Genomic DNA, 12,012 nt, shown 5'->3' with positions numbered 1-12,012 from the left:
TCATAGATTCAAAGGTTGGACGTTTAACGCCAACTAGACGTTTAAAATGGCTATCGCTGAGTTTGCTGAGGGATTCATAGTTCATGACTATAGTATAACAAATTTTTTTATTTTTGGGAGAAGTCTATTATTTTTATGTTTTTTCAATATTGTGAATTGTAGAAAGTCAAAAAATTTGTTAAAATGAGAATATGAAGAAAAAAGTAGCAATATTAGGTTCGAGTCACTTTGCGCAACCTTTAAATTTTGAGAAAGTACCAGAACTGGCGGAAATTTATACGCTCGTGACGCAACGTCTCGAAATGTCATTGATTGCTATCATGAGCAGTTCTGTTACGTTTGATAGAGAATTGCTCATGTCAGGTAAAGATGATGAGATTACGGCACAGCTATTAAGTGAGTATGAAAAAGATGTTTTAAATGACATCGTTGCCAGCAATCCAGATGTTTTAATTTTGGATTTCTTTTCTGATGTCAATTATGGCGTTTTACAGACGGTTAATGGGACTTATCTGACTAATAAATCAGAATATCAAAAAAATCCGTCATTTGAGGCTATTGCGATAGCTGACAGTTATCGTCCAGCATTTGAGTTTAATGCCTATGTTGAAATTTGGGCTGAGGCTCTTGACCGATTTATGACGTTTATGAAAACCTATTTACCTGAAACTAAAGTTGTCATCAATGGTCTTAGATTTGCCACAAAAGGTTTTATGAATGATGGTTCTTTTGTTCAGGTTAAAGGCAATCCAAGTCTTGAATACCGAAATAAAGTTTGGGGTGCTTTGGATAAATTTGCCACTGAAAACTATCAGATTCCAATTATATCTTGCTATACCGATCGTAGCATTATGGAAATTGATGGTTCAATCAATACGATTGCCTTGGAAGATGTCTATTATAAATACTTTGCGATTGATTTCACTGCGATTGTTTATCCAGAGCATGATGTGAGGTCTGTTAGTGCCTTATCTAAGATTGATACAGACTTGAATCAACCCATGATAAACAATATCTATGCTTGGAATTTGATTCGGAATCCTAAATTTACTCATGAAGGGAAATTTTGGGTAAACTCAGGACAGGTTTCTTTTAATGGGCGTGAGGTAGAAATTTATGGAGGAGAGTTGCTTTTATCTGCCACTCAAGAAAAATCAACTTTCTTTAACATTTTATCAGCACCGATTAATGTCTGTGCCACTCCTGAAGATCCCGTTACATTAGAACTTGAATATGAAGTATTTATAGAAGATGTTTTTGGTGTAGAACTTAATCAGGATCATGTTTTTATCGGTAGAGGATTTAAAAATAAAATCCAAACAACGCATATTGAAGCCAGTCAAAGAATCTACACGCAACAAGCAAAACTATTGAATATTACTTCTGGCAAGTGGAAGAAAATAAAGACAATGCTTACAGTAACTGAACCTTATTTTCGAGTGGGACCTTATATAAAAAGCAACACAAAAGTTAAGTGGCGTAATCTATCATTGAAACACCCTATTGTGGATACGACAAGTAAAGATGATTAATCCCTTTACTTGTTTTTTGCTTTTTCAAAAATAATGTCATTCTATTGAGAGAGGTCTTAATCAATTAGTTGATTTTATGCTTGGTTGAGGATATAATATTATCATGACAAGATATAAAGCGATAATCGCCTATGATGGTACAGATTTTGCGGGTTTTCAGATTCAAGATAATGGTCGCACGGTTCAAGAGGAGTTGACACGCGTTTTATTGCGCTTAAATTCGGGTCTTGCGGTTAAAGTTCATGGATCTGGTCGTACAGATAGTGGGGTTCACGCCTTAGGTCAAGTTGTACATTTTGATTTGCCACAGGTGCGTGATGCCGAGAAATTGCGGTTTGCGCTTGATACGCAGACGGCTGATGATATTGATGTTTTAAGCGTTGACCTCATGTCAGACGACTTTCACTCGCGTTTTAACACGCATAGCAAGACCTATCAGTATCGGGTAAATACCTCTCGTGCCAAAAATCCCCTCACTCGACGTTTTAGCTACCATTTTCCTAAAATAATCGCCTTTGATGAGATGAAAACGGCTGCAGCGTTATTGGTCGGTAGGCATGATTTCTCAGGCTTTACAGCGGCGGGAGCGACAGTTACCGATAAGGTGCGCACGATTACACAGGTTGATGTTGTGCGTGTCAAGGATGAGATTCATTTCGTTTTTTCAGGCAATGGTTTTTTGTATAAACAGATTAGAAATATGGTTGGTACTTTGCTTAAAATTGGTGCTGGCAAGTGGCGCGCGGAACGAATTTCTGAGATTCTATTAGCTGAAAATCGTGATTTGGCGGGACCGACTGCGCCTGCACATGGTTTATGCTTGATGGAGGTACGATATGAAGACTGACGATTTTCTAAAGCTAGTAACCTATGCTTTTCACAAGATACCAACAGGTGGCGACAGGGCTTTTAATAAACTTTTGACGCAATCTAAAGTGCATTTTCATGCTGAAAATGATAACTTGACGAGTATGATTGTTGATACGCATTTTCAAGTCACTTTTCATGATAAAGTGGCAGCCATGTCTGGCATTGGCTATGTTGCAAGTTATCCCGAATATCGCGGTAATGGTGCGGTTTCTGATTTGATGAAAGAAATCTTGCGTGATAATTATGAAAATGGAACGATTTTCTCATATTTAGCACCGTTTTCTTATGAATTTTACGGTAAATTTGGTTATACTTATATTTTTAATCAGAAACATTATGAGATTTCGGTGGCTGATTTTCCGCTTGGCGCAAGGACGAATTTGCTTGTCAAACGGCTGTCATTTGAGGAGGCGAAAGCTGATTTAGCCACTGTTTATGGGCAGATTGACCAGCAAGGGAGTTTGGTGCGGGGCGATTTTGAGTGGGCTTATTATTTTAGTTATAAAAAACAGCCACATTTTGCGCTTTTTTATGACTATGATGTGCCAAAAGGCTATGTGATTTATGACTTTTCTGATATGAATTTTGTTATTCACGAGTTGATTTTTTTAGATAATGTTGTCAAAAAGGCGATTTATCGTTTTATTTCAAGCCACGCTGGTGCTTTTGACACAGTGAGTTATACAGCGCCAGAAACGGAAAATTTGGAAGTTGACATGAAAGAGCCAAGTCGTGCTCAGATTGCTTTACGTCCTTATATGATGGCTCGGCTTGTTAATTTGGCTGAGTTTTTGAAAACTTTTGACTTGAAGTTTGACAGGAAAATTACAGTGATAGACGACATTTTGCCCCAAAATAATCTGACTTTTGGCGAGGGCGATGAGGTTACGCTGACGATTGCTGAATTGACGAGACTGGTAATGAAAGATGTGGTTTTGCGGGAATATTTCTAAAAATTTGACAAAAGACTGAGCATAATGTACAACTTAAAAAGTTGAATAATTTTAAGGAGTTTTCATGAAAGAAGCATCATTAGCAACTCGTCAAGCATACAAAGAAACTTTGCAAACATTAAAAGAGATATAAAAATCTCATTTGACAAATTCAATAAAAATTTGCTATAATAAATATCGGGCACCGCTTAAGTAGCGGTCAGACAGAAGCTCCCAAATGTGGGAGCTTTTTATTATTTTCCCATTCGTTAAAGACAATTGAATTGAGTTTGCTGTTCCTTGGTGCTAGGAAATTAGATGATTTGTTCAGATTTGCGGCAAATTCCTAAATTTCTATGTCTCAAAGCAGTCGTCTCAACATCTTGAAGGAGATACAATGACAAAGTACATTTTCGTAACAGGTGGCGTGGTTTCTGGTATTGGTAAAGGGATTGTGGCATCGAGCCTTGGTCGTCTTTTGAAAAATCGTGGACTGAAAGTCACGATTCAAAAATTTGATCCTTATATTAATATTGACCCTGGTACTATGAGCCCTTATCAGCATGGCGAGGTTTATGTGACAGATGACGGTGCGGAGACTGACCTTGACCTTGGGCATTACGAGCGTTTTATGGATGTCAATCTTAACAAATATTCTAATGTGACGACGGGGAAAATTTATTCGGAAGTTTTGCGCAAGGAGCGCAAAGGCGAGTATTTGGGTGCAACGGTGCAAGTGATTCCGCATATCACGGATGCTTTGAAGGAAAAAATTAAGCGCGCAGCTGTAACAACGGATTCTGATATTGTGATTACTGAAGTTGGTGGCACTGTTGGCGATATTGAATCTTTACCTTTTTTGGAGTCTTTGCGTCAGATGAAGGCTGATGTTGGCGCAGATAATGTTTTCTATATTCATACGACCTTATTGCCATATTTGAAAGCATCAGCTGAGATGAAAACAAAGCCAACACAACATTCTGTTAAGGAATTACGTGGTTTGGGCATTCAGCCAAATATGATTGTGATTCGGACGGAAACGCCAGCTGAGCAAGGCATTAAAAATAAGATTGCGCAATTTACAGATGTTGCGCCAGAAGCGGTTATTGAGTCGCTTGATGTTGAGCATTTGTATCAAATTCCGTTGAATTTACAAGCCCAAAATATGGATCAAATCGTCCTTGACCACCTCAAAATTGACTTACCAAAAGCGGATATGACGGAGTGGACGGAGATGGTTCATCACGTGATGAATCTTAAAAAGACAACGAAAATCGCACTGGTTGGTAAATATGTTGAGTTGCCAGATGCTTATATTTCTGTCGTTGAGGCCTTGAAACATGCGGGTTATCCAGCTGACAGCGATATTGATCTGAACTGGATTCAGTCAAATGATGTGACACCTGAAAATGTTGCTGAACTATTGGGTGATGCAGACGGTATTATCGTGCCAGGCGGTTTTGGTCCTCGTGGGACTGAAGGAAAAATCACGGCGATTCAGTATGCGCGTGAAAATGATGTGCCGATGCTTGGTGTTTGTCTTGGCATGCAGTTGACTTGTGTCGAGTTCGGGCGCAATGTCCTTGGTCTTGAGGGTGCCAATTCGACTGAACTTAATCCTGAGACGAAATTCCCGATTATTGATCTTATGCGTGATCAGATTGATGTCGAGGATATGGGTGGAACGCTCCGTCTAGGACTTTATCCTGCTAAGCTGAAAGTTCATTCAGTGACGGCTAAAGCTTATGAGAATCAGGAGGTTATTCAACGTCGTCACCGTCATCGTTACGAGTTCAACAACGCCTTTCGTGAGCAATTTGAAAAAGCTGGTTTTGTCTTTTCAGGTGTCTCACCAGACAATCGTTTAGTTGAAATTGTTGAAATACCAGAAAATAAATTTTTCGTTGCTTGCCAATATCATCCAGAATTGTCAAGTCGTCCGAATCGTTCGGAAGGGCTTTATACAGCGTTTATCAAAGCTGCTGTTGAAAATGCAAAAAACTAAATAAGCTAAAAACTCTCGTCACTAATTTGACGAGAGTTTTTTTATGCTTAAAATAAATTTAAATGACAAAAATCACCCTAATGGCTTATTTTGCTGAAGATTTGGCTTCTGGGTCAGGGAGAATGCCAAATTTGTCAATGCCGAAAACGCAGAGAACAACGAAAACGCCGATAATAGCTGACAATGCGACATTGAAACTGGTATTGTTGAGTTTGGCGATAACAAAGCCGCCAAGTTCGCTCAAAAGGAGTGACCAAAATAAAACAACGATGAACTTCATAAAATCATCTTCTTTCTAAAAAGCTAAAAATAATGTTTCTTCTCTTAAAATAAAGTATAATAGAAATAAAGAGATTTTGCAAGGCATTTGTTGAAAATAATCTTGAAAATATCATGTAAGGAGAGAAAATGTACGCACAACTCAATACTAAAACAGTTTTTTCTTTTATGGATGCGACAATCAAGCTAGATGATTATATTTCAAAGGCGAAGGCGCTCGGCTATCAAACGCTTGGGATTTCGGATGTTGATAATCTTCATGCGGTGCATCAGTTCATTAAGGCAAGCCAAGCTGCGGGTATTCAGCCGATTATTGCTTTTGAGTCGTCATTTTTGATTGACGGCGTTTTGACAGTTTTGCATTTTATCGCAAAAAATCAGGCTGGTTTGCAAAATCTGTATCGTATTTCGACTAAGAAAAATTTTGGCTCCAATAATTTTTCGGCTATTGCTAGTCATTTGGCAGATGTGGCGTTGGTTGTGCCAGTTGATTATGCGTCAAATGATTTGTTGAACAAACTGCCCTTACAAGATGTTTTTGTTGGTTTAAATCAGCCAAGCGAGCAGTCTTTTTCACGTCCGACTTTGCCGTTTTTAACGGTCAGATATTTGAATCCTGATGATTCTGAAACCTTATCTGTTTTACATCATATTAAAAATGGCACAAAATTTGATGAGAGTTTGTTAATTTCTCGTAAGGACTATTTGCGTTCAGAACTTGAAGTTCGTAACTTATTTGATCGTGCAAGTTTGGCAAATCTGGCAAGTCTTGTTAAGGCGATTCATTATGAAAACAAAGAAATATTGGCTTTACCGAGATTTAATAAGGATGAGCATGCGACTGACGAATTGCGAAAACTTGCAGAAAATTTTCTGAAATCTCAACATCTTACGTCAGAAATTTACATAAATCGACTCAATCACGAACTTTCGGTCATTCATCGTATGGGATTTGACGATTACTTCTTGATTGTTGCCGATGTGATGCGTTATGCGCGGTCGCAAAATATTTATACAGGTATGGGACGAGGTTCAGCGCTTGGGTCTCTAGTTGCTTTTGCGCTCCAGATTACGGGTGTTGACCCAGTTGCGCACAATCTGCTATTTGAGCGTTTTCTCAATCCTGAGCGTGCCAGTCTTCCCGATATTGATATTGATATGCCTGACAACAAGCGTATCGAGATTTTGACCTACGTCAAAAATCGTTATGGTAGCAGTCACGTGGCGCAGATTATGACTTTTTCGACTTTTGGCATGAAGCAGAGTTTTCGTGATGTGGCGAAAGTTTTTGGCATGACTGAGGTTGAGATTTCACATATGTCAAGCATGATTGGTCGCTCGGATAATCTTGCTCAAGAATATGAGAAAAATAATCGATTTCGGGCTGAGATTATGAACAACTCACGCTTACAGACTATTTTTGCCTACGCGCAAAAAATTGAGGGAATGCCTCGTCAGAAGTCAATTCACGCCTCTGGCGTTGTGCTGGCTGCACAAGATTTGACAGATTATTTGCCACTAGCAATGGGAGAAACCTTGTCAATTACGCAATTTGAAGCGCCTGATGTGGAAGCAATTGGCTTAATCAAATTCGACTTTTTGAGTATCAAAAATCTGACTTTCATTAATGATATGCGTGATTTGGTTGCTAAACGTTATGAGCAAACGATAACGATTAACGACATTGACCTTAATGATGAAAAAACGCTTGAAATTTTCAGAAAAGGGCAGACTTTAGGCATTTTCCAGTTTGAAAATCCACAAATGATGACTTTTTTGCGTCAACTCAAGCCGACTGAATTTGATGATATTGTCGCAGCAACGTCGATTTTTCGACCTGGTCCTTCGGGATTTATTCCAGAGTTTATTCGTCGTCGGCATGGCGAGGAAATTGTTGTTTATCCAGATGAGGCAATTGCTGAGATTTTAGCGCCAACTTATGGCATTATGATTTATCAAGAGCAGATTATGCAAGTGGCGCAAGTGTTTGCTGGCTTTTCATTGGGACGAGCAGATTTGCTCAGACGTGCTATTTCCAAGAAAAAAGGTGCTGAATTTAAGCAGTTAAAGGCTGAATTTATCGCAGGAAGTTTAAAAAATGGACATACTGTCCAAAAAGCGACAGAAATTTATGACTTGATTGAACGTTTTGCAAATTATGGCTTTAACCGTTCTCATGCCTTTGGTTATGGTGCTTTGGCGGTTCAGATGACCTATTTTAAGGCGCATTTTCCAGATGTTTTTTATGAAATCATGTTGCGGGACAGTAAGCGAATTGTTTTGATTAATGATGCACAATTGCATGGTTTTAAGCTTGCGCAATCGACAATTAACCGCATGCCTTACCATGATAAATTGTCCAATGGTCAAATTTTTCTTGGTATGCGGGCAATTAAAGGCTTTTCGCGTGAGTTGGCACTGTGGATTTTGGACAATCGCCCTTTTTCAGGTTTGCAAAATTTTATTCAGAAATTACCTGAAAATTATAGAAAAGCTAAGGTTTTATTACCGTTGTTAGAAATTGGTGCTTTTGATGAATTTGAAAGTAATCGGAGGAAGTTAGTTGAAAATCTTCAAAAATTATTAGATTATGAGGCTGATATTCAGATTGATTTATTAGACGAAAAATCGGGCGGAAAATTTTATTTTGATAACTTTGATGATTATACCAATACCGAAAAATATCAGATGGAATTTAATTTGATGGGTGTTGCAACGACGCAACATCCGCTGATGCGTTTTGCAGTTGCTCGCCGTGGTAATTTTACTGAGATTTCAAGCCTTATCTCGGGTCAAAAAGCAACGCTTCTTGTTCAGCTGATTGATTTGAAAACGCATCGAACGAAAAATGGTGCGAGTATGGCTTTTTTAAAGGTTACGGATACTAAAAATGAGCTTGATGTGACCTTGTTTCCTGAAACTTATCATCGTTTTTTGCCAGACTTGGCAGTCAATGATTTTTATCTTATGACGGGTAAGGTTTCTGAGCGAAATGATCGGTTGCAGCTGTTGGCAGATCACGTTATCAAGGTTGAGGAAACGGATAAAAAGTTGTGGTTGGCGGTACTTGACACGACGAAAAATGTCAAAATTGCGCAGATTCTCAAAGATTTTCCGGGTAATCTTCCAGTGATTCTCTACAATGAAACGACAAAAAACACGCAAATGACGGGCATTTACGTGGACGAATCGGTTATTTTGTTGAAACGTTTGACAGGTTATGTTGATAAAGCAGTTATCAGATAAAGAGATAAACGGAAAACCACATGAGGATGGCTGCTGCGATGACAAAGAGATGCCAAATGACGTGGGCGAATGGGAATTTCAATGAGTAGACGAAAGCGCCAAACGTGTAGAGCACACCGCCTGTGGCGAGTAAGAATACGCCAGTGTGCGGTAGGGCACGCCACAAGGGGTTAAATGCAAAGACAATCAGCCAGCCCATGATGATATACAAAAGAGTTGAAATTTTTGGAATTTTATCCCATTTTGGTAGAAAAACTGCCTTGATAACAATGCCTAGAATAGCACAAGCCCAAACAATGCCAAACAATGTCCAACCCAGCCAACCATTAAGTGTAATCAAGCAGTAAGGGGTGTAAGTTCCCGCAATCAGTAGGTAAATTGATGAATGGTCGAAAATTTGAAAAACTTGGTTAGCTTTGGTAAACATCAGACTGTGGAAAAGCGTTGAAAAGAGAAAAAGCAAGATTAAAGTCGTGCCATAAATCGTATAACTAACGACTTGAATCGCTGAATGATTATTTGTGCCTTTCATGATAAGCAGAACAAGGCCAGCGACAGCAAGTGAAAAGCCAATACCGTGCGTGACGGCATTAAAGACTTCGTTGACAATGAGATAAGCTTTAGAATTTTTCATGGTGCACCTAATTTCCAGTCCGTAAATGATTCAAGTGAGAAATTTCACTCAAAATTTGATATAATTGTTAAATGATATAAGTTTGAACACAGTATCTAGTTTCCAAAACTACTTGTATCAAGTATAACATAAATTTGGTCATCTGTGAGCGTTAAAAGTGATCATATTTTAAGAAAGAGTTTGAGAATGACAATAAAAATTGTGACGGATTCGACGCTTACGGTTGAACCAGAACTGATTGAAAAATATAATATTACGATTGTACCATTAGCGATTTTGATTGACGGCGTGCAGTATTCAGATAGTGATTTGTCGGCTGAACAGTTTATGGCACAGATGAAAAATAGCAAGCATCTGCCTAAGACTTCGCAACCACCAGTTGGTGTTTTTGCCGAAACTTATGATAGATTGAGCGCAGATGGGAGTCAGATTATCAGTATCCATTTGACCAAAGGTCTGTCTGGCACAGTTGAGGCGGCGCGCCAAGGTGCGATGCTCTCGAACGCTGATGTAACGGTCATTGACAGCGATTTTATCGATCAAGCGATGAAATTTCAAGTGATTGAGGCGGCGAAAATGGCGCAAAATGGTGCGACGAAAGATGAGATTGTCGCTGCGATTAACCAAACGAAGAAAAAGACGGAGCTTTATATCGGAATTTCAACTTTGGAGAATCTTGTTAAAGGTGGGCGTATTGGGCGCGTGACGGGTGCTTTGAGTGGTCTTTTGAACATTAAAGTAGTTATGACATTGGTTGACACCAAGCTTGAACCTGTCCTCAAAGGTCGTGGTAATAAGACTTTCCAAAAATGGTTGGATGACTTTTCAGCAAGGCTTGAAACCTGTCAAGTCAAAGAAATCGGTATCTCTCACGCTGAAAATATCGAATTTGCCAATCAGATGAAGGATACGCTACAAAAATTTGTATCTAAAACAATCTCTGTTATGGATACAGGCTCAACAGTTGCAACGCATACAGGTTCGGGTGCTTGGTCGCTGATGATTGAGTTTGAATAGAGGAAAGCTGAAGTATTAATGAATAAAAAGAAACATAAAGGGCAACTGATATATTGGTTGATTGAGCTTGTGGTTTTTTTTGTGGTAACTGTTGCCTTTTTTATCGTCTTGAATACCTTTATCTTGAAACCTGCGGGGTCAGAGTTAGTCGTTAAAGATTGGAAAGCGGTGTTGCGCAAGAAAAACTTTAGTTATGTTGCGATTGGCGATTCGCTGACAGAGGGTGTTGGCGATAGAACTGAGCAAGGAGGCTTCGTTCCGCTATTGGCTAAATCTTTGGATGAGACATACAATCTTAAGGTTGCGACACAAAATTTTGGTAAAGCGGGCGATACGTCTACGCAGATTTATAAGCGGATGACAAAAACAAATCAAGAGGCGATTGATACAGCCTTAAAAAAGGCGGATTTGATTACGATTACGGTTGGTGGCAATGATGTGATGAAAGTCATTCGGGATAATATTAGTAGTTTGACTGATGTGTCTGAAGCTTCTTTTGTTAAGCCAGCTAAAACTTACGAAAAGCAGATGACAGCAATTTTTGATGCTATTCGTGCGCTTAATTCTACTGTACCTGTTTATGTGATTGGGATTTATAACCCTTTTTATCTTAATTTTCCAGAGATTACGCAAATGCAAGACATCATTAACGAGTGGAATCAATCAACCGAAACCATCGTTGCTAAGCAGGAAAATATGTTTTTTGTGCCAGTCAATGATTTACTTTATCAAGGAATTGACGGCAGTCAAGGCATTACCACAAGTGATGGAGAAAAGGAAATTGTAATTAATGATGCCTTGTTTGAGGGGGATCATTTTCATCCAAATAACATAGGGTATCAAATTATGAGTGACGCCGTTTTTGAGGCGTATCAAAAGGAGCAAGTTAAGAATGAAAAATAAACTTTGGAAATATCTTTTTATGTTATTGTTGGCGCTGAATATCGCTTTTATCGGTGTTATCGGCTTTCAAGTGACGAAATCTCGCGACCAAAAAGTGCTAGATAATATTGCTGTTATTGAGGGAACACACAAAGTTGCAGCAATTACGACTGATACTGAGCAGCTCAACAGTCTTATCAACAATTATCTGGAAACTTTTCAGACTAAGGACATGAGCTACAAGTTTTATCTGTCACAAAAGGCAGTTTTTGAAGGAAGTTACAAGTTTTTTGGGACAGAAATTCCTTTGTACGTCTATCTTGAGCCCTATGCTTTAAAGAATGGGACAGTTGAGTTAAAAGTAACCAGCTTTTCTATTGGCACTCTAAATTTACCAATCTCAGAAGTTTTGAAATTTGTTAGCAATAAGATTGATTTACCAGACTTTGTTGCGGTTCATGCGGAAGAAGAAGAAATTGTGGTCAATTTAACCCAACTTGAAATTGCTAAAAATACTTATGTGCAAGCAGATAAAATTGATTTGAAAAATGGTCAATTTACCTTTAATCTCATGCAAAAATAGGAAAATTTGGTTATTTATGTGATAAATAGATT

General features: G+C 38.6%; 10 protein-coding genes. 8 read left to right on the top strand and 2 right to left on the bottom strand.

Annotated elements, in window-relative coordinates; all coding sequences use genetic code 11:
- Positions 1-191: 191 nt before the first annotated feature.
- From Hs30E_RS01520 to pyrG, 4 genes are all read left to right on the top strand, one after another.
- Positions 192-1,532 carry a DUF6270 domain-containing protein gene (locus tag Hs30E_RS01520; protein WP_172207462.1) on the top strand — a complete coding sequence of 447 codons (1,341 nt, stop codon included), beginning with the start codon at positions 192-194 and terminating at the stop codon, positions 1,530-1,532.
- A gap of 103 nt (positions 1,533-1,635) precedes the next feature.
- The gene (truA, locus tag Hs30E_RS01515) at positions 1,636-2,379 is read left to right on the top strand and encodes a tRNA pseudouridine(38-40) synthase TruA (RefSeq protein WP_172207460.1); all 744 of its coding nucleotides are present in this window, start codon (positions 1,636-1,638) and stop codon (positions 2,377-2,379) included.
- Positions 2,369-3,355, top strand: a complete 987-nt coding sequence (locus Hs30E_RS01510) for a GNAT family N-acetyltransferase (protein WP_172207459.1) — start codon at positions 2,369-2,371, stop codon at positions 3,353-3,355. The genes truA and Hs30E_RS01510 overlap by 11 nt, the downstream gene beginning before the upstream one ends.
- A gap of 376 nt (positions 3,356-3,731) precedes the next feature.
- Complete coding sequence (pyrG, locus tag Hs30E_RS01505; protein WP_172207458.1) at positions 3,732-5,339, top strand: CTP synthase; 1,608 nt, start codon at positions 3,732-3,734, stop codon at positions 5,337-5,339.
- An 85-nt stretch (positions 5,340-5,424) separates the two neighbouring features.
- On the opposite strand, the gene Hs30E_RS01500 is transcribed toward pyrG, so the two are convergent.
- Positions 5,425-5,619, bottom strand: a complete 195-nt coding sequence (locus Hs30E_RS01500) for a DUF2929 family protein (protein WP_172207457.1) — start codon at positions 5,617-5,619, stop codon at positions 5,425-5,427.
- 128 nt (positions 5,620-5,747) lie between these two features.
- On the opposite strand from Hs30E_RS01500, the gene Hs30E_RS01495 reads away from it, so the two are divergent.
- Positions 5,748-8,864 carry a DNA polymerase III subunit alpha gene (locus Hs30E_RS01495; RefSeq protein WP_172207456.1) on the top strand — a complete coding sequence of 1,039 codons (3,117 nt, stop codon included), beginning with the start codon at positions 5,748-5,750 and terminating at the stop codon, positions 8,862-8,864.
- Here the strand turns inward: Hs30E_RS01495 and trhA are convergent.
- The gene (trhA, locus tag Hs30E_RS01490) at positions 8,857-9,498 is read right to left on the bottom strand and encodes a PAQR family membrane homeostasis protein TrhA (protein WP_172207455.1); all 642 of its coding nucleotides are present in this window, start codon (positions 9,496-9,498) and stop codon (positions 8,857-8,859) included. The genes Hs30E_RS01495 and trhA overlap by 8 nt on opposite strands.
- Before the next feature lie 186 nt (positions 9,499-9,684).
- On the opposite strand from trhA, the gene Hs30E_RS01485 reads away from it, so the two are divergent.
- From Hs30E_RS01485 to Hs30E_RS01475, 3 genes are read left to right on the top strand one after another with little or no spacing between them, the layout of a single operon-like run.
- Positions 9,685-10,515 (top strand): DegV family protein, encoded by an 831-nt coding sequence (locus tag Hs30E_RS01485; protein ID WP_172207454.1) that lies wholly within the window; start codon positions 9,685-9,687, stop codon positions 10,513-10,515.
- An 18-nt stretch (positions 10,516-10,533) separates the two neighbouring features.
- Entirely contained in the window at positions 10,534-11,418 is an 885-nt protein-coding gene (locus tag Hs30E_RS01480) for an SGNH/GDSL hydrolase family protein (RefSeq protein WP_172207453.1), read from the top strand.
- A complete protein-coding gene (locus tag Hs30E_RS01475) occupies positions 11,408-11,980 on the top strand; it encodes a YpmS family protein (protein WP_172207452.1) in 573 nt (190 codons plus the stop codon). Before Hs30E_RS01480 ends, Hs30E_RS01475 begins: the two co-directional genes overlap by 11 nt.
- Positions 11,981-12,012 lie beyond the last annotated feature (32 nt).

Origin of the sequence: Pseudolactococcus hodotermopsidis (assembly GCF_011170085.1) — a bacterium.
GTDB lineage: Bacteria > Bacillota > Bacilli > Lactobacillales > Streptococcaceae > Pseudolactococcus > Pseudolactococcus hodotermopsidis.
This window is presented reverse-complemented; position numbering and strand designations above follow the sequence as displayed.